The sequence below is a fragment of the Hyphomonas sediminis genome, from assembly GCF_019679475.1.
GTDB classification, from domain to species: Bacteria; Pseudomonadota; Alphaproteobacteria; order Caulobacterales; family Hyphomonadaceae; genus Hyphomonas; species Hyphomonas sediminis.
In genome coordinates, this window is the sequence record NZ_JAIEZP010000001.1 from 614,756 (window position 1) to 638,904 (window position 24,149).

The following is a 24,149-nucleotide window of genomic DNA, read 5'->3' on the forward strand; positions in this document are numbered from 1 at the left end:
TTCCCGCGCGGCGCAACCGCCGCCTCAGACCGGACCGGCGCTGGCCACCGAAGCAGCCGTCCGCGCGAGCATCCAGTGGCCATCAGCGCCCTGGCAGGCAGAGAACCGGCCTCGCTCCTGCCCCGGAATGGCATAGGCCACATCACGGCACATGACCGATACGTTGACTGCCGGTTGCTCACTATAAGTCCGCGTCACAGGCGCTGAAGTATCGGCCGAATAGCCCACGGTGCGCAGGTTTGCCTGGGCGGTTCCGACAAGCTGCGTCCGCTCAAACGTCACCTCGACCTGGCGGCCATCGGGCGTTGAGAGGCGGTGCAACGTTGCGTCAGGGCTGGCACCGACCAGACGGACGAACTGCTGCTGCAGGCCGGACATTTCATCGACATTGATCGCAGCGCCTGCTGTCAGGGCTACACGCTCACCGAGGAAGACATCCGCGCCGCGCTGTGCATTTGCCGGACCGACGACGAAGGGGCGCACTTCTGGCGCGCCAGCCGTCAGGATGGTGGGCGCAGTGCGCGTGACCGGGGCCGGATCAGCAGAAACCAAAGGCTGAACATCCGAGCGAGCGGGCTTCAGCGAAGCTGCGCCCGGTGGAATGATTGGCTTTGCGGGCGCTGGAACCGCGCTGGCAAGAACAACCGGCTTGCTCGCTTCGGCAAGTTTGCGCGCTTCGGCGTCTGCAAGACGCTTGGCCTCGATGTCTGCAAGACGCCGCGCTTCAGCCGCATCGGACACGCGCTTGGCGTCGAGCGCGGCGAGCCGGGCGGCTTCCTCATCGGCGGCGCGTTTGGCGGCGATATCCGCAAGGCGCTTTTCTTCGGCGGCGGCGGCAGCTTTCTTCGCTTCCAGCTCAGCGAGGCGTTTTGCTTCGGCTTCAGCAGCGATGCGACGCGCTTCCAGCTCGGCAACCCGTTGTGCTTCGGCTTCAGCGGCACGCTGAACTTCGAGCTCGGCGAGACGGCGCTGCTCAACCAGCGCAGCGGCGGCCCGTTCGGCTTCCAGCTTTGCCAGACGGTCGGCTTCGGCTTTGGCGGCGGCATCCGCAGCGGCCTGCGCGGCGAGACGCTGGGCCTCTTCATTGGCGATCCGCTCGGCTTCTTCGCGTGCAAGGCGCTGACGTTCAGCCTCGATGGCCGCGTCGCGCGTGGCGAGGGCATCAGCTTCAGCGCGGGCGACGGAAGCAAGACGCTCGGCTTCCGCATCCGCGATCGCGGCGGCAGCGAGGCGCTGGGCTTCTTCCTGTTGCAGGCGCGCGGCGTCACGCTCTGCGGCCTGATGGGCTTCCACACGGGATTTGAGATAATCGGCAACGCCGCTGTAGTCGAACCAGGGCTGCGGCGCAGAGCCAGCAGGCGTGGCGACTTCCTGAACAGCGACGGCGGAAACCGAGGCTGGGCCAACAGCGGCGCCCGGATCGGCAGAGGCGCGGCGGACAGTATCGTCCCCCTCTTCCGGCAGCAGGCCGGGTTTGCCCTTCAACGTGTTGTCAATGGCGAGCAGCGACAGACCGGCAAGGCCGAGAACCGCAAGGCCCGCAAAGGCGAGCTGGGAATATTCCCCGAACCGGCCAAGGACCGTTTCGCGGCGCTCTTCTTCGGCGGCATCTTCAGCCGTATCGATGACTTCCTCGACCGGCGGCACGACAACCGCAGGCACGCGGCGGACTTCCTCACGCGGGCGAACAGGCTGGGGCCTTGCGGGCGGCGCCCAGGCATCAGGGCGGTTGGCAGGTTCAATCGGGCGGGTCGCGGGCGCAGCGGCGGCCACTGGAGCGACAGGCTTGGCAGTAGTTACCGGGGCTGCGGCAACAGGCGCCGGCCGCGGCGCGCGTGGGCGCGGCGCAATCTCGGCGGCGGCCATCTCCTTGGGCTCGTACCCGGCCAGAATGGCGAGCGTCGACTGGGGCCGCATGCCATCGCGGGCACGCAGCCGCGCGCGGAACGACGCGTCGGCGGTATTACCTGGTATCAGCGGCTCCTGCAGCATCAGCCCATCTCCTAGGCGCCAATCCTTAACGCGCCCCCTATTTCCAGTTTACTATAATGGACCTATCGGCGGGAAACCATAAAATTCCCTGTAAGCCGCCGCCTTGCCAGCGGGGATGCGGGACTTTAAGGCAACACTTCTCCTCTCTCCCCCCAGAAAGATGACAGAAACGCCATGTCCAAAGCTGCTTCCGCCCCGAAAAAGGTTGTTCTTGCCTATTCCGGCGGCCTCGACACTTCGATCATCCTGAAATGGCTCCAGGTGGAGTTCGGCTGCGAAGTCGTCACCTTCACTGCCGACCTCGGCCAGGGCGAGGAGCTGGAACCGGCCCGCAAGAAGGCGCTCGCCGCCGGCGTGAAGCCGGAAAACATCTTCATCGAAGATGTCCGCGAGGAATTCGTCCGCGATTTCGTCTTCCCGATGTTCCGCGCCAATGCCGTCTATGAAGGCGTCTATCTGCTCGGCACCTCGATTGCCCGGCCGCTGATCGCCAAGCGCCAGATCGAGATTGCCGACATGGTCGGCGCCGATGCCGTCTGCCATGGCGCGACCGGCAAGGGCAATGATCAGGTCCGGTTCGAGCTGGGCTATTATGGCCTCAACCCGGACATCAAGGTGATCGCGCCCTGGCGCGACTGGGCATTCAAATCGCGCACCGACCTTCTGAAATTCGCCGAAGAGCACGGCATCGAGATCGCCAAGGACAAGCGCGGCGAAGCGCCCTTCTCGGTGGACGCAAACCTGCTCCACTCCTCCTCCGAGGGCAAGGTTCTGGAAAACCCGGCAGAGGCGGCGCCGGAATTTGTCCATATGCGCACGATCAGCCCGGAAGAAGCGCCCGACGAAGCCGAAGTGATCACCATCGGCTTTGAAAAAGGCGACGCGGTTGCCATCAATGGCGAAGCGCTGTCGCCGGCGACGCTGCTGACCAAGCTCAACGAATACGGCAAGAAGCATGGCATTGGCCGGCTCGACCTTCTGGAAAACCGTTTCGTCGGCATGAAGTCGCGCGGCATTTACGAGACGCCGGGCGGCACGATCCTGCTGGTGGCGCATCGCGGCATCGAGCAGGCAACGCTCGACCGGGGCGCCGCCCACCTGAAGGACGAGCTGATGCCGCGCTATGCGGAGCTCATCTATAACGGCTTCTGGTGGAGCCCGGAGCGCGAGATGCTGCAGGCCGCCATCGACCATTCCCAGCGCTTCGTCACCGGCGAAGTGACGCTGAAGCTCTATAAGGGCCAGGCCTACCTCATCGGCCGCTCCAGCCCCTATTCTCTCTACTCGGAGAAGATCGTCACCTTCGAGGACGATCACGGCGCCTACGACCAGAAAGACGCAGCCGGCTTCATCAAGCTGAACGCCCTGCGCCTGCGCCTCCTGGCCGGCCGCGACCGGAAGTTCGGCAAGAACTGAGCCGCTTCTTCACATAGCCAACACCGGCGCCCTCCCCTGACCTTAAGGGGAGGCGCTTTTTTATGGGCGACCCGCCAGCGCCTCAGGACGAATTGAGCCCCGCCCAAGCCGCAGGCCGCGCTTCTTCATCCAGCCGCAGGATCAGCGCGTCGGTCCATGGCGCGAGGCGGCGGAGGATGTGGGCCGGGACGGGAATGTCTTTCAGGCTTGCGCCTTTCCGTCTGCGGAGGAGACGGGCCAATCGCTTCGCATGTTTCTCGGGATCATTGAGAACGAGCGCGAGGCGGCGGGCGGCTTCGAGCATCATCGCCCATTGGATGAAGGACGGGTCTGCGGTTTCGGAATTCGATGATCTTGAAGGCGCGCAGGCTTCTTCGATGAGGCGGAACAGGGCCTCGCGGCGCGCTTGGAGTTTCCCTGGAGTTTCGTTGGAGTTTTTTGCGGAAACGCCAACGGCGCGCTCGGGCAGGACGATCTCTGCGGCGAGGACATGGATGTAGCGGCGGATGAGGGCGGCAGCGGCCACAAGATGCGCGCGGGCCTCGCTGGCAATGCCGGTGAAGTGTTCAGGCACGACCGTTCGCAGGAGCTGGCGCAGGGCGCCGAGCACGGCGGCGATGCGGGTCCAGAGTTCCGGGCGGGGCATGTGATCGAACATGCGCCGGAGGATGGGGGAGACGGGAAGCCGGGCGGATAAGGTGCCGGGAATTGCGGGTGCCCGCTCTATCCTTCGACCTCATCCTGAGCCCGGCGAAGGACGCTCAGGATGAGCTTCGCGGGCAGGGGCGCTGGAATTGCGGGGCTTTCTGGGTCCCGGACATTTGCTTCGCAAATTCCGGGATGACGGACGGAGGGGGCGAGTGGGCGTGGACAGGCCAGCGCCTGTCCCCTGCCCGATCAGCCGGCGACGACCTGCAGGCGGGGCGTTTCGGCGAAGGCGCCGGGGCGGAGCCAGGCGCCGATATTGCGCGTGAGGGCCGGTTCACCCTGCACTTTCAGGTCACCGGAATTGATCGCGTCCCTGAAGGTCCGGTCGCCCATCCAGACCTCATACATCGTACGGATGGCGCAATTGAGATAGACGTTCACATCCTTGCCCGGATCGGTGATGCACAGATCGACATTCTGGCCCTTCACCAGCAGCCAGAAATCCTTCTGCTCTTCCAGGTCGATAAATTTGAACTGGATGACGCTTTCATCCCCGATCAGCTTCGACGGATCGACCGCGCGTTCCAGATAGAGCATCAGCATTTCGACATCGAAATCGGAATCGAGCATGTTCTCCTTCGTCCAGACGATGCCCCATTCGCCGATGGCTAGGATAACCGGGAGCAGCGCCTGACAGGCGGGCGTGGGATAATATTCGAATGTTTTCTGGCCCTGCACCCGGCGCTTTACCAGCATCCGCTGCTGCTCGAGCGATTTGAGACGCGCGGTGAGCAAGGCGGGCGAAATATCGCCGAGGCCGCGCTGGAGCGTATTGAAGCGGCGCCCGCCCATCAGCAGCTCGCGGATGATCAGGATCGTCCACTTCTCGCCAAGAATTTCCGTTGCCGTGGAAATCGGACAATATTGCCCATACTTCATAGCGCGTCCCTCCGTCCGTCCCCCGACACCGGTAACACGGAGTAAAACCCCAAAACTGTAGTGTGTCACTTCAAAATCTGTAGCCCGTTACTTCAATCTGAGAACTCAAATGCGCCGGCTGGCTCTGGCAAATGTCTCCCTGTCGCCGGACGGTCCGGCCACGATCAAACCAAGGAGACTTCAGATGCCCCTCGTTACCGTTGACGTTATCAAAGACGTGTTCACCCCCGCCCAGAAAGAAGAAATCATCCGCAAGGTGACCGACGCCATGGTCTCCATCGAGGGCGAAGCCCTGCGCAGCGTGACCTGGGTGCGCATCATGGAAGTGGAACAGGGCGACTGGGGCATCGGCGGCCAGCTGCTCAAGGCGCGCGACGTTCACCAGATGCAGGGCGCCCCCGCCCACGCCTGACCTGCCGAGGCAGGACAATCAAGGAGGCCCGCGCTTTGCGGGCCTTTTTGTGTTTTGGGCGCGCCGGGCGCCGCCATCGCCATCCCGGAAGGTCCGAAGGGACTATCCGGGATTCAGTGCAGGCGTGGTACTTCGGCGCATTCTGGGTCCCGGACATTTGCTACGCAAATTCCGGGATGACGAACCCGGTTCGCTGCGGGTGTTGGATAGGCCGGGCTTTATCCACGGAGCCCGTAGGGTGGGTTGACGCCCAATGGGCGGATACCCACCGCATACGGCAGATGGTGGGTATCGCTACGCTCAACCCACCCTACGACTTGCTACGCAAATTCCGGGATGACGAGCGGACAGCTGCACGAACTAGGGCTTCGTCTTCACATCCCTGCCCGTGGTGACTTTCTTGCCATAGCTGGGGGCGCCGGCGGAGGCGCCGCTGATGGCGGAGCTGCCGCGAACCGTGCGATCCGTGAGCGGAGGGATGGCCATGGCCTTGGGGTTTGGCTCGTTTTCGTCGAAGAGGGAGGCGAGCTGCTCGGTCATCGCGCCGCCGAGCTGTTCGGCGTCCACGATGGTCACCGCGCGCTTGTAATAGCGCGTCACATCATGACCGATGCCGATGGCGATGAGCTCGACCGGCGAGCGGTTTTCGATTTCCTCGATCACCTGGCGCAGATGGCGTTCCAGATAATTGCCGACGTTCACGTTGAGCGTGGAATCGTCCACCGGGGCGCCGTCTGAAATCACCATCAGGATCTTGCGCTGCTCGGGCCGGCCCAGCAGGCGATCATGCGCCCAGAGGAGCGCTTCGCCGTCGATATTCTCCTTGAGCAGACCTTCGCGCATCATCAGGCCGAGATTGCGGCGCGCGCGGCGATAGGGCGCGTCGGCCTGCTTGTAGACGATGTGGCGAATATCATTCAGGCGGCCGGGCGCCTGCGGCTTGCCCGCCTTCATCCAGTCTTCCCGTGCGAGACCGCCCTTCCAGGCTTTCGTGGTGAAGCCGAGGATTTCGGTTTTCACCTGGCAACGCTCCAGCGTGCGGGCGAGAATATCCGCACACAGAGCCGCCACCATGATCGGGCGCCCGCGCATGGAACCGGAATTGTCCAGCAGCAGCGTGACGACCGTGTCGCGGAACTTCGTGTCGTCTTCCTGCTTGAAGGAGAGCGGCGAGGTCGGGTCGGTGATCACGCGCGTGAGGCGGGCGGTATCCAGAACGCCCTCCTCCAGATCGAACGACCAGGTGCGGTTCTGCTGCGCCATCAGGCGGCGCTGCAGCTTGTTGGCGAGCTTGGCGACGGCGCCCTGCAGGCCTTGCAGCTGGTGGTCGAGATAGGCGCGCAGGCGGGAAAGCTCCTCGGCGTCGCAAAGGTCTGGCGCATTGGCCACCTCGTCATGCGCGCGCGTGAAGACCTGGTAGTTGAACCGGTCCTTCTCGTCGCCGGGCTGGAAATTCGGCCGCAGGGGCTTGGTGCCTTCCTCGGTCTCGTCGGGGGTATCGTCCGCCTCCAGATCGACATCCTGGTCGACCGAGACGTTTGCCTCCTCCCCTTCCAGCTCCTCGCTGTCGCCGGCCTCCATCTGTTCGGAGGAAGCGCCCATCTGCTCTTCCGATGAGGTGTCATCCTCGCCGGACTGGTTTTGCTGGTCGTCCTGCTCCTCGGAGGGGGCTTCGTCTTCGGCCTCGGCTTCATCGCCGGGCATGTCCGAAGCCGTCAGATCCCGGATGATGGCGCGGATGGTGCGCGCAAAACCGGCCTGATCGTGCAGCTGGCCGGAGAGAGCGTCCATCGCGCCGCTCGCATGTTCCTCGACCCTGGCGCGCCAGACATCGGCCACGCGCCGCGCGCTTTCGGGCAGCGGGCGACCGGTCAGCTTTTCACGCAGCAGGAATTCCAGCGCCGGGGCGAGCACGGCGTCGGGGTCTTCCGAGCCCATGCCGAAATTGGTGGACCGGCAGCGGAAATCGAGCACGGCTTCAAGGTTTCCGGCGGTGCCGGCCATGGCATTGGCGCCGAGGCTTTCGATGCGGGCTGTTTCGGCCGCCTCATAGACGCGGCGGGGAAGATCCCCCTGCGGACGGTTGGCCGCATGGGCGGCAGGATTGTGGTGGGCCCGGCGCAAGGCAAGCGCGTCGGCCTCCCCGCGAATGCGCGCAGCGATCTCGGCGGAGACTTCGATCGGCGGCGGGCGCAGCACCATGCGCGTGCCATGGTCGCCCACATCCGGGCCGAAGCCGACTTCGATCTCCCGCTCGGCGCTCATGGCCTTGGTGGTCGCGGCGAGCGCGGCCTTGAAGAGTTCCTGAGGGGTCGTGTCTTTGGGCATCTTTGCTGTCTTAACGCGCCACAGGCTGCCTGAGTAGCCAACACATCGGCAAGATGGTCAGCCGCTCTGCAATCACTCCAGCATCTTGAAACTTTCGGCTCGAAGGCAGGCGCCTGGATTTTCAGCTTCCCAGCTGATCCTTATTGAAGAATCAGCGAATTCAAATGTTTCGGGCAGCTCCGGAATGCCGGAACGAACTTGCGCAAACTCTTGCTCGATCATTGCCCGGTTCTGCACACGACGATCAGCCTCCCGCGCGCTGTTGAGCGTCAATTGGTCGTGGTAGGATGGATGAGGGCCTGACAGGAAAAGAGTCACGACGCCGGGCTTCAGATTGATGATGGGTGCGCCCTGAGAGAGGCAAACCGTGCTTCTCCCTCTCAAAAGTCCGTCATCCCAGTCGCTGGCCACAACTGCACTCGCATACGCGCCCGGCGGGACTCTCAGCAAAGAGAACCTGAAATTGGCGGCGCCCCCGTTGAAGTTCGTTTTAGCCTGACGGTTGATGTTTTTCTTTTTCTCGCGCAACCCGAGTGCAAAGCGCTCGTCTATGAACTCTTGTGTCTCGATATTAACGCGCTTGAAGAGGAAGTGAGTATCGAGCGTAATGGGTTGGGCGCGCGTCGCTACAACTATAATCGCGGCATCTTCTCCAGCTTTATTGGCTGCTGGAATGACCAGGGTTTCAGCAAATGCCGCCACCTGGCCCAAGACAACCACAGAAGCCAAAGCTGACACCAGAGGCAAAAGGAATCTGCGCACGCCCTTGATCCCTATCCTCAGGCGACCTTCACCATCAGCGGGCTCTCGGGGAGTTCGGCGCCGAAGCAGCGCTGGTACATCTCCGCCACGAGCGGGCGCTCGAGTTCGTCGCACTTGTTGAGGAAGGTCATGCGGAAGGCATGGCCGAGATCGCCAAAGATGGCGAAGTTTTCTGCCCAGGTGATGACGGTCCGCGGGCTCATCACGGTGGAGAGATCGCCCGACATGAACGCGTTCCGGGTCAGGTCAGCCAGGGTGACCATCTTGGCGATGGTGGCGTCTTCAACGCCGGTGGCCTTGGCCTTGATGATTTCGACTTCGGCGTCATGGGTCAGATAGTTCAGCGTCGTGACAATGCTCCAGCGGTCCATCTGGCCCTGGTTGAGCTGCTGCGTGCCGTGATAGAGGCCCGTCGTATCGCCGAGGCCGACCGTGTTGGTCGTCGCGAACAGGCGGAAGAACGGGTTGGGCGCGATCACCCGGTTCTGGTCGAGCAGGGTCAGCTTGCCGCTGGCCTCAAGAACGCGCTGGATCACGAACATCACATCCGGGCGGCCGGCGTCATATTCGTCGAACACGATGGCGACGGGGCGCTGAAGCGCCCAGGGGAGAATGCCTTCGCGGAATTCGGTGACCTGAACGCCGTCCTTCAGGACGATGGCATCCTTGCCGACCATGTCGATCCGGCTGACATGGCTGTCGAGGTTCACACGGATCATCGGCCAGTTGAGGCGGGCGGCGACCTGCTCGATATGGGTCGACTTACCCGTGCCGTGATAGCCCTGCACCATGACGCGGCGGTTGTGCTCGAAGCCTGCCAGGATGGCGAGCGTCGTCTGGGGGTCGAAGCGGTAGGACGGGTCAATCTCCGGCACATATTCGGTGCGCGTCTTGAAGCCATGGACGACCATGTTCGTGTCGAGGCCGAAGACCTTCTTCACATTGATCTTTTCGGTCGGTTTCAGGCCATCGAGGGCATCGGTGTCGGACATAACGGTCATGGGGTATCAGCTCGCCAGCGGGAGGAATTCAATACAGACTCCGGGTTCTAGCACGGGATGGCCGCACGCCTAGTGCGACGCAACGTAAAGTCTGCAGATGCGGGCGCCCTCCCCGCTCCGGCGGAAAGGGCGCGGCGGGGTCAGGGCCGGGTGAAAACGAGGACGGCCTGATCGGTCTTCCCGCGAATGGCGGGATCGAAAACGTTGGTAAGGCCATCATCGTCCGGATTGCGGAGAATGTCCGAGCTTTCACGGAAGCTGAGGCCCGCGGCCTCTGCCATCTGGCGGATCAGCGCCGGATCGATCCGGTGCGTGTCACCGCCCGTTGTCGGGGGTGAGCCAGCCGGGGCAGTGTGATCGATGGCAATGAAGACGCCGCCGGGCTTCAGCACGCGGGCGATTTCAGCAAAGCTTTCTTCCGGATCACCCAGGCTCTCGGTCGTGCCTTCGGGAATGTACCAGAGCTCATGCGGGCCCTGGAACCAGGTGACGGCGTCCATCGACGCATCCGGCAGGCCAAGCGCGTCAAAGTTCGATTTGAGATAGGTGACATTTGTCAGCCGGCCTTCGAGGCGTTTGGTGACCGTGTCTCCCAGGAAGCCATCGAAGGAGGCCGGGTTCTGCATCCACACCTGCCCGTCGGGGCCAACTGTGCGGGAGAGTAGCTCGGTGAAATATCCCGCGCCTGCTTCCAGTTCGAGCACCTTGTCTCCCGGCGCGATGCCTGTGATTTCAAGGATGGCGGCGGGATGGCGCCCGGCGTCACGCGCAACATCATCTGCCGGACGGGCGGCGTCTGCCACGACGGCAGCGTAATCTGGAAGGGACGCAGCGCCTTCGCTGACGCAGGCAGATGTCATCAGGGCCAGCGCCAGAGCGGCGGCGCCTGCAAATTTCAAACTTGGCATTTTGAATGTCCTCCAGCCGATAAACTCTCGACTCCCCGCAAGGAGTCATACGCCGATGCAGCAGGCTTGTCGCCTGCCTGCCTAGTCGCCCTGCCAGACTTCCTTCAGCGTCTTCTCCCGCCCGCTTGCCTTCTTGTAGGCTTCGTAGCGGCCCGGCTCCTTCAGGTAATAATCCTGATGATAGTCCTCAGCCGGATAAAATTCAGTGGCGGGCAGCACGGCTGTGGCGATGGGCTGTTTCAGGCGTTTGGCGTTCGCCTCCAGCGAGGCACGCGCGGCATTGGCCTGCGTCTCATCCAGCACATAGATGGCGGTGCGATACTGGCTGCCCCGGTCGTAGAACTGGCCACCTTCATCGGTCGGATCGATGTTCGACCAGAAGACTTCAAGCAGCTGCGGATAGGTGACCTTCGCCGGATCGTAGATCACTTCGACGGCCTCGGCATGGTCGCCCATGCGCTTATAAGTCGGGTCGGGCGTCGTGCCGCCGGTATAGCCGGAGATGACCGTGCGCACGCCGGGCACTTCTTCCAGCTCTGCCTCGATGCACCAGAAACATCCGCCGGCGAAGATTGCGACTTCCTCATGCGCGGCCGCTTCCGGGTGGGCGGCCTCTGTGGCGGCAGCTGGCGGGACGGCGACGGCATTGTTGCAGGCCGCAAGCGAGACGATGGCGGCGGCGATCAGGGCAAGACGCATGGGATACCTTTCATCCGGCGATGAAAGCCAAGGTATGGCGGCGCGCGGGCAGGTCCAGCCCGGCGCCTTTCACAATAAGGCGAGCAAGGCAGGCGCTAGCGTTCTGCCCGCCAGACGACCTCGCCGCCCACGACCGTCATCACCGGTTGGGCTTCCAGAATCTCCGCCTCCGGAACAGTCATCAGGTCCCGGTCAAACACCGTGAAATCGGCGATCTTGCCAGTCTCGATGGTGCCGAGGTCTGCCTCCTGGAAAGCGGCATAGGCCGGGCCGGTGGTGAAGAGGGCGAGCGCCTGCTGGCGTGTGACGGCCTCCTCAGGATGCCACCCTTCCCCCGAGAAGCCTTCCAGATCCTTGCGGGCAACCGCCGCATAGAACTCGATGGTCGGGGAGCCGACTTCGACGGGCGCGTCCGATCCGCCAGCGATGATCGCGCCGGCTTTCAGGAGGCTTGCCCAGGCATAAGCGCCGCGCAGGCGGTCGAGACCGACACGGGCCGGCGCGAAATGCAGGTCGCCAATGGCGTGGCTTGGCTGCATCGAGGGGATGAGGCCGCTTTTGGCGAGCCGGTCGACATCGTCAGGGTGCAGCATCTGGGCATGTTCGATGCGCCAGCGCACATCCGCCGGATAGCCAAGTTCCTCGAACTTCTCGATGACGCGGCGGTTGGCGAGATCGCCAATCGCATGGATCGCGAGCTGAACCTTATCCTCATAAGCGTCCATCATGAGATTGTGCAGCTGGCCGGACTCCAGCAATGGCAGGCCGCTGGTATCGGGCCGATCCGAATAGGGCTGGATAAGCAGCGCGCCCCGACTGCCGAGGGCGCCATCCATATAGATCTTCACGGCGCGGTTGGTGATCCTGCCGGTTTCAAATTCGCGGCGTTTGGCAATGTCGAAGCCACGCTCATCGAATGCGTTGTAGACGCGCAGCGGCAGGCGGCCCTCATCGTCCAGCGCTTTCAGCAGGCGGGCATGGTCCCGCGCGGCGCTCATATTGTGAACGCCGGTCCAGCCGCGGCTGGCATAGGTCTTCGCGCCGACTTCCAGCGCCTTGCTCATGTCGTCATAGGTCGGGTCCTGCACCAGAGCCAGGACGGGCATCATGGCATTGTCGATGACGATGCCGGTGGCTTTGTAGTTTTCGTCCCGCTCGGTGAGGCCACCGGGCGGGTCGCCGGTGATGTCGTAAATCTCCGCTGCTTTCAGGGCGGCGGTGTTGGCGACGAGGGCGTGACCATCGGAGCGGACAAAAATCACTGGATTATCAGGGCTTACCGCGTCGAGATCGGCGGCCGACGGCATCCGGCCCTCGGGCCAGCCGGTTTCGATCCAGCCGCGCCCGAAGAGGATGGCGCCGGGGGCGAGATCTTGCAGCTCCGCTTCGGTGCGGGTGACCAGTTCGTCGATCGAGGCGGTGCCTTCGAGGTTAAGGGTCAGCTCCCGCTCGCCGATGCCTTGCAAATGGGCGTGGGCATCGGTGAAGCCAGGGAACATGACCGCGCCGGAAAGGTCAATGATTTCAACCTCTTCTTCGCTCCAATCCTGGGAGAGCGGCGGGGCTGTGCCGAGGATGCGGCCATCGGGGCCGACGATGACGGCCTCCACGGTCGCCGGATCGGCGAGGCCGGTATAGATCGTCCCGCCAGTGAAGACGCGAACCTTGCCTTCTGCAGCGGGCGCTGCAGATTGCGGGTCCGTGCAGGCACCCAGAGCGAGCGCGGCGAGGGCGGCAAGTATGGTCAGACGCATGAGGCTCCCCTTCCCTGTGGTGGGGCATTCTTGAACCGGTTCCCGCAACCGCGCCACCCCCTCAAACCGGGGCGGATGCGTGCCTGACAGTGTCAAAACGGGGACGGACCGTGTCATTTTGAGTACGTTTGAGGACAAACGCGGCCATTTCGGCGCCATTCCAGGCCAAATGAAAACGCCGGGCCTGACAGATCAGACCCGGCGCTCACAAAAGACAGAAACCCGCTTACTTGTAGGCCGTGATCGGCACGCCGCGGGTGGTGTCCTTCCGGGTATACTGAAGGCAGTCATCCGTGATGAGCTTGGTTTTCATGCGGACCGCACGGACAAGTTCGGCGGCAGAGTAGTCTGCATCCTTGCAGGCAACGAGCTGGGTGAGGCGGACATCTTCTGACTCGGCAAGATCGAGCAGGAAGTAGGTCAGGCTCTGCGCGAGGATATGGGTGTTGAGCTGGCGGGCGCGGGTGCGGGCGTTGCGCGAGCCCTGCCCGACCGTGGAGAGATTGCCCTGCCGGGCGGCGCGGGTGGACATCTGCTTCTCGTCATTGCCCGACCAGGGTAGCGGCAGGTAGTTGGCCGGATCAACCTGAAGTGAAACATAGTTCAGCGGATTCATCTGGCCGAGCGCCACGAGCGCCGGGCCGGAGAGGGCGGAGACGCCCGCCGTCCAGACATAGCCCTGATAGGCATCATTCCATTCGGCCTGGGAGAGCTCATCGACCGTGTCGCCACCGAAGAAATTGCGGAGCTTCACATTGTTGTTCCAGACTTCGAGGAGCCCGCCTTCATACAGGCCGAACGCGCCGAAGGCAGCGGTGGAGGCGATCACGCCGGGGGCCGAAACGTTATAGGCGAAGCTGGCGTCTTCCTCGTTCAGCCCCGGATATTCGGCAATGAAATTGGAGCGGATGACATTCTCATAGATCGCCGCGCCGGTGCGCCGGTCAACCACGCGGTAGGTGGCGGACGTCTTGCCGGCAAAGTGGCGGCCAAAGGCATCTGAATCCAGATCCTGAAACTCGATCTGCAGCGCATAGCGCGCGCCAGCGGCCGTTTTCGCCTCAAGACCGGAATCTGCCAGGGCAGAGGCGACCATCGGGCGGAAAAGCCCCTGATTGGGCTCCTCGAACAGGTAATCGCGCTGCGACATGCCGCTGATGTAATCGAGTTCAAGGCCGTGCATCAGCCGGTCCTGCTGGCCCCAGCGAATATAGTGGGTGACCGGGAGCGTCGGGCGCTGGCGCTCAATCGTCTGCGTCTCGTTCATGAAGCCGGGCAGACCCATCATACCATTCTTGGTGGGTTGATGGTTTGCGCAGGCTCCAAGGGTCAGAAGCGCCGCTGCCAGAACGAGATGTTTCATGATTACAACCCCTGCCGGAAATCTATATTCAGCAACGGGAATAGGTTCGAAACCCTAAGAAATAATGTCGGCAACCAGACAGCGCGGCACCGGGATTCCGGCACACACGAAAGCGCCGGGCCTGACGGATCAGGACCGGCGCTTTGATTTTCGAGGGATGACGCGGAAAGGCGTCAGCCCGCCTTCAGGAGATCAGGCGACAGCTTTCTTGGCGATGTCGCGCTTGATCTTGAGGGCTTTGTCGGACAGGCCGTCTTCCTTCGCCTTGGCGAGGAAGGCATCAAGGCCACCCAGCTTGTCGACCGAGCGCAGGGCTTTGGCAGCGATGCGCATCTTGAAGTCCTGGTTCAGGGCTTCAGAATGAAGCGTAACCTGAACGAGGTTCGGCAGATAGCGACGCTTCGTCTTGATCTGAGAGTGGCTGACGATGTTGCCGACCATCGGCTTCGTGCCAGTGAGTTCGCATTCGCGGGACATGGGCCTCGCTCCGGAAATGAGGTGTTCTTTGATCTGAAGGCGCGCGTCTACAGTCTGCGGGGGCGCCCTGTCAACCGCCACGATCAGGCTTGTGACTGATGAATCGTACTCCCATGTCATGCTCTGTCATTTTATGTCAGTGGGCGGGGCCCCTGGAATGCGGCATGTTCGGGGCAGGTCCGTTCAGGCCGCGTTGGGTGAGGGCGACTATAAAGCCGCAAACGGGAGGGCAATATGCCCGCCCGAGCAAAAGGCCGACCGAAAGGAACGACGAGACCCAATGAAGCGCCGCCTCACCCTTGCTGCCGCCGCCGCCCTCGGGCTTGCGGGGCTTTCCACTGCCGACACAGCGCCAGCCGCCCCGGCGGCGCCCAAAGGCAGCCTGCTGGCCAATGTGAAGGCCGGTACGCCCATGCGCATGGTTTACGAGCTGGATGCCAGGGCGATGATCCTGATCATCCCGGCGACCGGCCGCGCCAGCTTCAATGTGGAGCTGAAGCCCAACACCTACACCATCAAGTCCAAGGTTCGCACCACCGGCCTGGCCGATGTGTTCGTGAACTATAATATGGAACTGGCTGCCTCGGGCTATACCCGCCCCGGCGAACTGAAGACGTCCGGCTATGTTTCCCAGAACCGCGACGGGAAGAAGAACCGCCGGGTCGAGTTGTCGATGACCAATACCGGCTTTACAATGAATGCGTCGCCGAAGTTCGGAAACCTGGGCGACCCGGCCGCGACGCAGGAACAGGCAGTTCTGGCCAATGACCCGCTGACCGCGCTGATCACTTTTGCGCTGGAGCCGCGCCCCAACGGGGTCGACCCCTGCGGCGGGCCGATCCGCGTCTTCGACGGCAAGCAGCTGACCTACCTGATCCTTGAAAACAAGGGCAAGGCGAAGGTGAAAAGCCCGGCCTGGAGCGGGGAAGCCATCGAATGCCATGTGACCATGGACAAGATTGCCGGCTACAAGGCGGGCGAAGTGAACAAGGACACGCTGACCGGCATCGACGGCCCGCTGCGGATGTATCTCGCCCCGATGGACAATGGCACATTCGTACCGGTACGGATTGTCGCTGACACCGACAAGGTGGGCAAGGTAACACTGCAGGCGCGTACACTGCGCTTCGAGCCGCTGGAAACGGCCGCAGCGCAGACAGGCAGCGGCGGCGGGCGCTGACCTTTCACGATCTTCATTCGCCAAGGGCGGCGGATTCTGATCTTGGGTGCGCCCCTTCCCTGCACACCCAAGGAGCCGCCCGATGGCAAACCCCTTTTTTCCTGCCGCCTGGCTGACGGCTGCCTGCCTTTTGATTTCAGCCTGCGGGGATACGCCGGGCCTTGAGCTGGAGGCTGGCCCCATTGCCGGGCCGATTGCCGAGCTGGTGGCCAGCGAGCCGGCGCCTGCGCCTTCGCCCAAGCCCCGGACCTTCCAGCGCGGCAATGGCGAAGCCTATGAACTGCTGGGCAGCCAGGTGTGGGATGTGCCAGACCCCGTTTCAGGCCGGAACTATCAGGTGTTCGTTTTCCTTCCGGCGTCCTACGCCGAAGCGCCCGAGCGGACCTATCCGGTGCTTTATGTGACCGATGCCGATTATGCCTTCCCGATTATCCGCCAGATCAGCCGCCGGATGAATTTGGAGAAGACGCGGATTGCCGACTTCATTCTTGTAGGGCTTTCCTATGCCGAGGGCGACACTGGCGGGACAAGCCGCCAGCGCGATTATACCCCGACACCCAACGGGCCAAGCGGCGCAGCGCCCGGATCAATCCACGGCCAGGCCACCGCCTATCAGACCTATCTGCGCGACCAGGTGAAGCCGTTCATCGCCAGCCGCTTTCGCGCGGCGCCGGGAGAGGATGTCCTGCTGGGGCATTCCTATGGCGGGCTTCTGGGCGCGCAGATCCTGCTGACCGAGCCGGAAATGTTTCGGGGTTATGTGCTGGGCAGCCCATCCTTCTGGTTTGACAACCGCCATATCCTGACGCTGGAAGCAGACTATGCCAAAGCGCATGATGATCTGAAGGCGGACGTTTACATGTATGTGGGCGAGTATGAGGCCCGAAAGCCCGGTGACCCGCGCTACATGACCAGCGTGGACATGGTGGCCGACATGCAGACCTTCCAGCGCCGCATGGAAGGGCGCGGCTATCCGGGCTTGCACATCAGCGCTGACGTGCTGAATGATGAAAACCATATGAGCGTTGCGCCGCGCGGCTTCACCCTCGGCCTGCTGGAATTGCTGCCGGCGGACTGAGCCGGGCGCGCGCCATGCTAATCGACGGGCAGTTTTCTCAGGGCGGCAACGAGGCCGGCCATGTCTGCCGGAAGCGGCTGTTCGAAGCGGTGGGTTTCGCCCGTGATGGGATGGACGAAGCCAAGCACGGCGGCGTGCAGCGCCTGCCGAGGGAACGCCCGCGCTGCCGCAAGCGCAGCGTCATACTCAGCCTCGGGCGCGGCGGGCGATTTCCACGCCATGATGCCGGACTGGCGGCCATAGACCGGATCGCCGATGAGCGGGGCGCCGACATGCGTCATGTGGACCCGGATCTGGTGCGTGCGGCCTGTTTCCAGCCGGCATTCGATCATCGCGGCGGCGGGAAGACGGGTGGCGCGGTCCTTATAGCCATAGGTTTCCACGGCCCGGTAATGGGTGACGGCATGGCGGGCGGACGGGCTGTCGGGATTTTTGTGAACCGACATTTTCTTGCGGTCATTTTCCGAGCGGGCAATGGAGGCCTCGATCGTGCCCGAGAGGGGCCGGGGGGCGCCGCGCGTGATGGCGCGGTAGAGCCGGTCTATGTCGTGACGCTCGAACAGGGCCGCCAGGCCGATATGGGCGGCTTCCGTTTTCGCCGCGACCATGACGCCGCTGGTGAGCTTGTCGAGCCGGTGGACGATGCCGGGACGCTCCACCCCGCCGATGCCGGAGAGCTGGCCCTGGCAATGATGCAGCAGGGCATTGACCAGCGTGCCGGTTTCGCTGCCCGGCGCGGGGTGGACGGCGAGGCCGGCAGGCTTGTTGAGGACGATCAGGTGTTCGTCTTCAAACAGGATGTCGAGCGCGATGGCCTCGGCCTGGGGCGTGGCGGGCACCGGGGGCGGCAGGTTTACCGCATATTCGAGGCCGGGCTTGATCGGCGCGCGGGGGTTTTTCTCCACCGCGCCCGCGACCGTGACCGCGCCTTCTTCGATGAGCGCCTTGGCGCGGGAGCGGGAGAGGCCTTCAGCCTTTGCGCCAAGAAAGGCATCAAGGCGCTGGCCGGCATCATCTGCCTCGGACGTAATCAGGATCTGGGTCATCGGCGCCTTATAGACGAGGGACGCAGCGCGCGTCATGCTGGTGTCGCAAAATGAGGCCAAGAGAGCCACACGCAAACTGGGGAGTAACAGACAGATGACACGGGTTACACGGCGCAGCCTTCTGGGCGGGGCAGCCCTCGGTACAGTCGCAATCGGCGCAACCAGCCTGACCGCCTGCGCCAAGACGGGGCCGGAAAAGTATAAGGGCGAAGTCGCGTTCCAGCATGGGGTGGCCTCCGGCGATCCCCTGCCCGACCGCATGATCCTGTGGACCCGCGTGACGCCGCTTTCGGGCGCCGGGCCGATCCCCGTGCGCTGGGAAGTGCTGCGCGCGGGCCAGGACACACCGGTTTCCGCCGGCATGGCCGAGGCAAGCGAAACGAAGGATTACTGCGTGAAGGTGGACGCGGGCGGGCTGGAACCTGGCTCGGACTACACCTATCGCTTCACGGCGCTGACCGATCATGGCGATGTGACCTCACCCACCGGACGCCTGCGTACGCCGGCGGCGAATGGCTCCAGCGCTGTCCACCTCGCAGTCGTTTCCTGCTCCAACTGGCAGTTCGGCCTGTTCAACGCCTACAAGGCGCTGGCTGCCGAACCCAATCTGGATGCCGTGGTGCACCTTGGCGACTATCTCTATGAATATGGCATCGATGGCTATGGCGGCGACGTGGCCGTCAAAATCGGCCGGATGCATGAGCCGTCTACGGAGATTATGACGCTGGCCGACTATCGCCAGCGCCATGCGCAGTACAAAACCGATCCCGACCTGCAGGCCGCGCATGCCGCCGCGCCGTGGATCTGCACCTGGGACGACCATGAGAGCGCCAACGACGCCTACCGGACCGGCGCGCAGAACCACAATCCGGAAGACGGCGAAGGCGAGTGGAGCGCCCGGAAGATGGCCGCCGTGCAGGCCTATTTCGAATGGATGCCGATCCGCGATATCAAACCGGGCGAAGTGACTTCGGTGGCATGGCGCACCTTCCGCTTTGGCGATGTGGCGACCATCCACGCGCTGGAAACCCGCCTGACGGGCCGCTCGGAAAGCCTGAGCTGGTCAACCGCGCTGGCAGGCGCGACCGATCCGGCAGAAGCGGGCGCCAAGGTGCAGGCGATGATGCAGACCGCCGCTGACCCGGCGCGCACCATGATGGGCGCCGAGCAGGAGAACTGGCTGAACGGCGAGCTGGCCCGGTCTGTGTCTTCCGGCGCAGCCTGGCAGGTTTTGGCCAACCAGGTGATCATGGCGCGGGTGAAGCTGCCCAACTTTGCAGAAACGCTGACGGCGGAGCAAGTTGCCGCGCAGGACATGCCGGAAGTGAAAGGCCTGCTCGCCTTCACCGCCATGGGCCTGCCCTGGAACCTCGACGCGTGGGACGGATACCCGGCGGCGCGCGAGCGCCTGTATGACAGCGTTTCGGCCGCCGGCGCGCGTCTCGTGACGCTGGCCGGTGATACGCATACGGCCTATGCCAACGAACTCTATGACGCGCGCGGCATTCGGCGCGGCGTGGAGTTTGGCTGCACGTCGATCTCCTCCCCCGGCATGGGCGCCTATGTCAAAGCGGTGCCCGACCTTGGCCAGCAGATTGCCGACGCCAATGACGAAGTGGTGTGGCACGATCCATTCGGCCACGGCTACACGCTGGTGTCTTTGACACCGGGAGCGGCCCGCGCGGTGTTCCGCAAGGTGTCTGACATCTATTCGGAAACCTTCAGCACCGAGACGGTCGCAAGCTATGAAGCCAGCGCCGAGGCGGGCGGGGTTTCTGCGCTGAAGCCGGTCTAAAGCCGCCTCAGTCCAGCACGCCGGAAAGGGTCGAGCGTCCGCCATCCATCACCAGGCTTTGCCCGGTAACAAAGGCGGCCTCGGCCGAGGCGAGGAAGAAGGCCGCCGCCGCAATCTCGTCGGCAAGGACCGCGCGCCCCAAAGGCACGCGGCCGAGCGACCAGGGTGTGGCGCGCTCTTCACTCGGACGCAGGGAGACGATGGAGTTCACGCGGATGCCATGTTCGGCAAGCTCCAGAGCGCCGGACCGCATGACGCCCTGAATAGCAGCCTGATTGACCGTGTCGGAAAAGCGGCCCGGCATCGAAGAAACAGCCGCATAGCGCAGGACGAAGATGACCGAGCCCTTCTGGCGCTTACGCTCCACGCCGGCTTCGGGAAGGTCTTCCTGCTCCAGCATCCGCTCTGCCACGACGCGCAGGGCGATGGCGGCGCCGCGAATGGTGCGACCGATGGATTTGTCGAACTTCTCCTGCGTGAATTCGAGCAGCTGGTCTGGATCTTCATAAGGCGGGACGACGACAACATGGTCGATCCGGCCAAAGGCTTCGACAGCGGCGGTGACCGCATTCCGGACACCCAGCTTTGATGTGAGGTCGCCATGATAGAACTCGATCGACTCGTCGAGCGCTTCACGGGCGGCGTCGATACGGTCCTGGGAGGGGTCTGCGACCAGAACGCGGTGGCCTTCATCTTCAAAGCGGCGGGCAATGGCTTCGCCAGCTTCGCGGCCAAGGCCGAGCACAACAGTTACGGGCTGTGCCATGGATCAGGCGACTGTGGGTGGCAGAGGGCGGCGGTAGACGTTCGGCATGGAGTCCCGTTCCTTTCTGGGCCCTTGCGGCCCCGGAACGGGACTGCCGAAGGGAGGGTCAGCTTGCTCTAAGGTGTTGCAGCTGCTCCTTAATCCTGAGTTTCTGTCGCTTCAAATCCTTGATGACGAGGGCATCTCCCGACGGACTCTTCTCCTCGGAAGCGATCTTTTCGTCCAGATGGCGGTGCTTTGCAGACAGCTCACTGATACGACCGTAGAGCGACATAGGCAGTCTCCTTTCGTCCCCGGCCCGGATTGACCGGTGATGCAAAGATGCCACACTCCTGTAGGGGAGTCATGGGCAGAACTACCTATCTTGCCACATTTTCACCTTAATGCCCGGCCTTCGCCCTTGCGGCGCGATTTTTCAGCAAACATCGCCTGATCCGCCCGGGCGATCAGGCCGGCGGCGCTTTGCCCGGCAGCCCACTCCACAACGCCGCAGGACGCGCCGATCTCGACAGGCGGAAGCGTGGACCCCTCCTCCCCCCGCACTTCGAGCGCATCGATGGCGGCGGCAAGCTGGGCAGCCTTGCGGCGGCTGTCTTCAAGGCTGGCATGGGCAAGCACGATCCCGAACTCATCCCCGCCCAGACGCCCGACAATATCGGTTTCGCGTGTGCGGGCGAGCAGGATGTCCGCCACCTTCAGGAGGACAGAATCCCCGGCGGCATGGCCATAGACATCGTTAACCGCCTTGAAGTTGTCCAGATCGATGAAGATCAGCGTTAGAGGTGTCTGGAAGCGTCCGGACAGGGCGATTTCGCGCCGGACCTCCCGTTCGAAAGCACGCCGGTTGAACACCGGGCAGAGCGTATCATTGTCTGCCAGCAGCTCGGCATCGGCAAGGCGCGCCCGGAGCGTGTCTCCCTCTTCGCGCAGGGCGATGACTTCTTCCGCCAGCGCCTCGATGGCAGCGCGGGCGCGCAGATCCAGACGGCCAAGATCCACCCCCAGCGCGGCCAGCAGGGCGCGCTTTTCGGCATCGCTCAGGGGAGGCATTTCTGTCGGCATTCGTTAACTTTAGCGGGCTTCGGCGCCATTGTAGAGCGCAACTACATTTTCTGCCGCCGGTTTCCCCTCACACGAGCTGTTGACGGTCAGCGACGCGCTCTTATGGTGCGCGCTTTCCAGCGGCGAGGCAGGCATGGACAAGGCGCGCTCCCCGGTCGTGGGCATCATCATGGGCAGCCAATCGGACTGGCCGGTGATGCGCGAGGCGGCGAAGATTCTCGAAGATATGGGCGTGCCGTTCGAGGCGCGGATCGTTTCGGCGCACCGTACGCCGCAGCGGCTGGTGGAATATGCCACCAGCGCCAAGGATCGCGGCCTGAAAGTGATCATTGCGGGCGCTGGCGGCGCGGCGCACCTGCCGGGCATGGCGGCCTCCATGACGCCCCTGCCCGTTCTGGGCGTGCCGGTGCAATCGAAAGCCCTCAAGGGCCTCGATAGCCTGCTGTCCATCGTGCAGATGCCCAAGGGCGTTCCGGTGGGCACGCTGGCGATCGGCGAGGCAGGCGCAGCCAATGCCGGTATCCTGGCGGCCTCCATCATTGCGCTGGAAGACGGCGCGGTGGCCGCAAAGCTCGACGCCTTCCGCGCCGCGCAGACTGCTTCGGTGAAAGAGGTTCCCGAGGAATGAGCCCGCTTCGCCCCGGCGCGACGATCGGGATACTCGGCGGCGGCCAGCTTGGCCGCATGATGGCAACCGCCGCTGCCCAGCTCGGCTTTGACGTGCTGATCTATTCCCCGGAAGACGACCCGCCCGCGGGCCGCGTGGCAACCGGCGCCTTTCAGGCCGACTGGGACGACGCCGAAGCGCTGAGCGAATTTGCACGCGCCTGCGATGTGGTGACGCTGGAATTCGAGAATGTACCGGTGGCGAGCGTCGAGGTGATCGAGGCCGCCGGCAAGCGCGTGTTGCCGGGGGCGAAATCCCTGTCGGTCTCGCAGGACCGGCTGACGGAGAAGACCTTCCTCAACGCGCACGGCATTGCGACCGCGCCTTTCCGCGAAATCGAAGCGGCGAGCGATATTCCCGCTGCGCTGGAAAGCCTGGGCGGCAAGGGCGTGCTGAAGACGCGCCGCGAAGGCTATGACGGCAAGGGCCAGGCCTGGGTGCATGATCCGGCCGAGGCCGAGAGCGCGTGGCAGAAGATTGGCGCGGTGCCGGCGATCCTTGAGGGCGCGATTGCGTTCGCGTGCGAAATCTCCGTCCTCGTTGCGCGCAGCCAGACAGGGGCGACCATCAGCTGGGCGCCGCCGCGCAATGAGCATGAGAACGGCATTCTCGCCCGCTCCACCGTGCCTTCCGGCCTTGCCCGCGCGATTGAAGACGAAGCGCGCAGGAAAGCGATGCATCTGGCCGACGCGCTGGGCCATATCGGCGTGCTGGCGCTGGAGTTTTTCGTGCTGCCCGATGGCACGCTGCTGGCCAACGAATTTGCGCCGCGCGTGCACAATTCCGGCCACTGGACACCGGAAGCCTGCCAGACCGGCCAATTCGAACAACATATCCGCTGCGTGGCCGGATGGCCGCTGGGCGATACCCACCGCCTGTTTGATGCCGAGATGCTGAACCTGATCGGCGAGGCGGGCTATGTTGACCCGGCAAAGCTGGGCAAGAATGATGTGCTGACCCTCTATGGCAAGCGCGAGGCCCGGCCCGGCCGCAAGATGGGCCATATCACGCGCCGCCTTGCCCCGCGAAAGGACTAGTCCCATGCGCCTGCCCGTTTCCACCTGGCCTGACATTGAAGCCTGGCTGCAGAAATCGAAAACCATCGTCATTCCCATCGGCTCTTTCGAGCAGCATGGGCCGAACGGTTTCATCGGGACCGATGCTCTGTGCCCGGAAATCATCGCCAATCATGCTGAAAGCCTCGCCCCGGACGATATTCTGGTGGGGCCGACTTTCAATGTGGGCTGCGCGCAGCATCACCTTGGCTTTACCGGCACGATCACCATGCGCCCCTCGACCATGATTGCCGTGATGGTGGACTGGACCGAGAGCCTGATGCGGCATGGCTTTGAGCGGATCTACTGGCTGAACGGGCATGGCGGGAACATCGCCACCATCGAGGCGGCGTTTTCCGAAATCCATGCGCGCCGCAGCTTTGACCCGCGCGGGGAGAATAATCGCCCCGGCCTGACCCTGAAGCGCCGCGACTGGTGGGACTTCAAGGAGGTGATGAACGTCTGCAATACGCTCTACCCCACCGGCCATGGCAGCCACGCGACGCCGTCTGAAGTCTCGGTCACCTATTGGGGCTATCCGGAGCGGGAGCGCAGCAAGACCGCGATGAGCCCGAAGATTGCGCCCAGCGGAACGATCGGCGACGCCATCCAATATCGCCGCGACTTCCCCGATGGCCGGATCGGATCTGACCCGAGCCAGTCGAGCGTGGAAGACGGCGGGAAGATCGTGGCTGTGGCGGCGAAATGCGTGATCGAAGAGGTCGCGCGGTTTTCGGCGTGAGCCCGGCGCACATGAAACGCCCGTAATATCTGACAGCTGCGCCTTTAACCCCGGCGCGA

General features: G+C 63.6%; 24 protein-coding genes. 8 read left to right on the plus strand and 16 right to left on the minus strand.

The features are described from left to right. Positions 1–24: 24 nt before the first annotated feature. Positions 25–1,992: a coiled-coil domain-containing protein gene (locus K1X12_RS03040; protein WP_220986163.1), complete on the minus strand. Its 1,968-nt coding sequence runs from the start codon at positions 1,990–1,992 to the stop codon at positions 25–27. A 174-nt stretch (positions 1,993–2,166) separates the two neighbouring features. On the opposite strand from K1X12_RS03040, the gene K1X12_RS03045 reads away from it, so the two are divergent. Next, complete coding sequence (locus tag K1X12_RS03045) at positions 2,167–3,408, plus strand: argininosuccinate synthase (RefSeq protein ID WP_220986164.1); 1,242 nt, start codon at positions 2,167–2,169, stop codon at positions 3,406–3,408. An 82-nt stretch (positions 3,409–3,490) separates the two neighbouring features. On the opposite strand, the gene K1X12_RS03050 is transcribed toward K1X12_RS03045, so the two are convergent. After that, positions 3,491–4,054, minus strand: coding sequence for a hypothetical protein (locus K1X12_RS03050; protein ID WP_220986165.1), 564 nt, complete (start codon positions 4,052–4,054; stop codon positions 3,491–3,493). A 251-nt stretch (positions 4,055–4,305) separates the two neighbouring features. After that, positions 4,306–4,995 carry a winged helix-turn-helix transcriptional regulator gene (locus tag K1X12_RS03055; protein ID WP_220986166.1) on the minus strand — a complete coding sequence of 230 codons (690 nt, stop codon included), beginning with the start codon at positions 4,993–4,995 and terminating at the stop codon, positions 4,306–4,308. A 184-nt stretch (positions 4,996–5,179) separates the two neighbouring features. Between K1X12_RS03055 and K1X12_RS03060 the strand changes: the two genes are divergently transcribed. Beyond that, positions 5,180–5,407, plus strand: a complete 228-nt coding sequence (locus K1X12_RS03060; protein WP_220986167.1) for a tautomerase family protein — start codon at positions 5,180–5,182, stop codon at positions 5,405–5,407. 360 nt (positions 5,408–5,767) lie between these two features. On the opposite strand, the gene cobT is transcribed toward K1X12_RS03060, so the two are convergent. The 8 genes from cobT to rpmB form a co-directional block, all read right to left on the minus strand. Beyond that, positions 5,768–7,735 carry a cobaltochelatase subunit CobT gene (cobT, locus tag K1X12_RS03065; protein ID WP_220986168.1) on the minus strand — a complete coding sequence of 656 codons (1,968 nt, stop codon included), beginning with the start codon at positions 7,733–7,735 and terminating at the stop codon, positions 5,768–5,770. A gap of 72 nt (positions 7,736–7,807) precedes the next feature. Beyond that, entirely contained in the window at positions 7,808–8,497 is a 690-nt protein-coding gene (locus K1X12_RS03070) for a hypothetical protein (protein ID WP_220986169.1), read from the minus strand. Positions 8,498–8,514: 17 nt separating this feature from the next. Further along, positions 8,515–9,498, minus strand: a complete 984-nt coding sequence (cobS, locus tag K1X12_RS03075) for a cobaltochelatase subunit CobS (protein ID WP_220986170.1) — start codon at positions 9,496–9,498, stop codon at positions 8,515–8,517. A 140-nt stretch (positions 9,499–9,638) separates the two neighbouring features. Further along, positions 9,639–10,406, minus strand: coding sequence for a methyltransferase domain-containing protein (locus K1X12_RS03080; protein ID WP_220986171.1), 768 nt, complete (start codon positions 10,404–10,406; stop codon positions 9,639–9,641). An 81-nt stretch (positions 10,407–10,487) separates the two neighbouring features. After that, positions 10,488–11,105: a peptide-methionine (S)-S-oxide reductase MsrA gene (gene msrA / locus K1X12_RS03085; protein WP_220986172.1), complete on the minus strand. Its 618-nt coding sequence runs from the start codon at positions 11,103–11,105 to the stop codon at positions 10,488–10,490. A gap of 95 nt (positions 11,106–11,200) precedes the next feature. Continuing rightward, on the minus strand, positions 11,201–12,859 hold the full coding sequence (locus tag K1X12_RS03090) for an amidohydrolase (protein ID WP_220986173.1): 1,659 nt from the start codon (positions 12,857–12,859) through the stop codon (positions 11,201–11,203). Positions 12,860–13,085: 226 nt separating this feature from the next. Beyond that, positions 13,086–14,222, minus strand: a complete 1,137-nt coding sequence (locus K1X12_RS03095; RefSeq protein WP_220986174.1) for a hypothetical protein — start codon at positions 14,220–14,222, stop codon at positions 13,086–13,088. Between the two features lie 192 nt (positions 14,223–14,414). Then, on the minus strand, positions 14,415–14,699 hold the full coding sequence (rpmB, locus tag K1X12_RS03100) for a 50S ribosomal protein L28 (RefSeq protein ID WP_220986175.1): 285 nt from the start codon (positions 14,697–14,699) through the stop codon (positions 14,415–14,417). A gap of 280 nt (positions 14,700–14,979) precedes the next feature. Between rpmB and K1X12_RS03105 the strand changes: the two genes are divergently transcribed. Next, on the plus strand, positions 14,980–15,879 hold the full coding sequence (locus K1X12_RS03105) for a DUF3108 domain-containing protein (protein WP_220986176.1): 900 nt from the start codon (positions 14,980–14,982) through the stop codon (positions 15,877–15,879). Between the two features lie 82 nt (positions 15,880–15,961). Beyond that, on the plus strand, positions 15,962–16,957 hold the full coding sequence (locus K1X12_RS03110) for an alpha/beta hydrolase (RefSeq protein ID WP_220986177.1): 996 nt from the start codon (positions 15,962–15,964) through the stop codon (positions 16,955–16,957). A 17-nt stretch (positions 16,958–16,974) separates the two neighbouring features. Here the strand turns inward: K1X12_RS03110 and K1X12_RS03115 are convergent, their stop codons facing one another. Next, a complete protein-coding gene (locus tag K1X12_RS03115; RefSeq protein WP_220988774.1) occupies positions 16,975–18,003 on the minus strand; it encodes an RluA family pseudouridine synthase in 1,029 nt (342 codons plus the stop codon). 94 nt (positions 18,004–18,097) lie between these two features. Here K1X12_RS03115 and K1X12_RS03120 point away from each other — a divergent pair, with 94 nt between their 5' ends. Beyond that, a complete protein-coding gene (locus K1X12_RS03120) occupies positions 18,098–19,798 on the plus strand; it encodes an alkaline phosphatase D family protein (protein ID WP_220986178.1) in 1,701 nt (566 codons plus the stop codon). Between the two features lie 7 nt (positions 19,799–19,805). On the opposite strand, the gene K1X12_RS03125 is transcribed toward K1X12_RS03120, so the two are convergent. The 4 genes from K1X12_RS03125 to K1X12_RS17040 form a co-directional block, all read right to left on the minus strand. Beyond that, positions 19,806–20,564 (minus strand): SDR family NAD(P)-dependent oxidoreductase, encoded by a 759-nt coding sequence (locus tag K1X12_RS03125; protein ID WP_220986179.1) that lies wholly within the window; start codon positions 20,562–20,564, stop codon positions 19,806–19,808. A gap of 106 nt (positions 20,565–20,670) precedes the next feature. Next, positions 20,671–20,838, minus strand: a complete 168-nt coding sequence (locus K1X12_RS03130; protein ID WP_225907852.1) for a YdcH family protein — start codon at positions 20,836–20,838, stop codon at positions 20,671–20,673. A 101-nt stretch (positions 20,839–20,939) separates the two neighbouring features. Continuing rightward, positions 20,940–21,626: a GGDEF domain-containing protein gene (locus K1X12_RS03135; protein WP_220986181.1), complete on the minus strand. Its 687-nt coding sequence runs from the start codon at positions 21,624–21,626 to the stop codon at positions 20,940–20,942. A 9-nt stretch (positions 21,627–21,635) separates the two neighbouring features. After that, positions 21,636–21,761: a hypothetical protein gene (locus K1X12_RS17040; protein ID WP_255563910.1), complete on the minus strand. Its 126-nt coding sequence runs from the start codon at positions 21,759–21,761 to the stop codon at positions 21,636–21,638. On the opposite strand from K1X12_RS17040, the gene purE reads away from it, so the two are divergent. The 3 genes from purE to K1X12_RS03150 are packed head-to-tail and all read left to right on the plus strand — an operon-like array spanning position 21,760 to position 24,090. Next, positions 21,760–22,254 carry a 5-(carboxyamino)imidazole ribonucleotide mutase gene (purE, locus tag K1X12_RS03140; protein ID WP_220986182.1) on the plus strand — a complete coding sequence of 165 codons (495 nt, stop codon included), beginning with the start codon at positions 21,760–21,762 and terminating at the stop codon, positions 22,252–22,254. The genes K1X12_RS17040 and purE overlap by 2 nt on opposite strands. Next, a complete protein-coding gene (locus K1X12_RS03145) occupies positions 22,251–23,330 on the plus strand; it encodes a 5-(carboxyamino)imidazole ribonucleotide synthase (RefSeq protein ID WP_220986183.1) in 1,080 nt (359 codons plus the stop codon). Before purE ends, K1X12_RS03145 begins: the two co-directional genes overlap by 4 nt. A 4-nt stretch (positions 23,331–23,334) precedes the next feature. Then, on the plus strand, positions 23,335–24,090 hold the full coding sequence (locus tag K1X12_RS03150) for a creatininase family protein (RefSeq protein WP_220986184.1): 756 nt from the start codon (positions 23,335–23,337) through the stop codon (positions 24,088–24,090). Positions 24,091–24,149 lie beyond the last annotated feature (59 nt).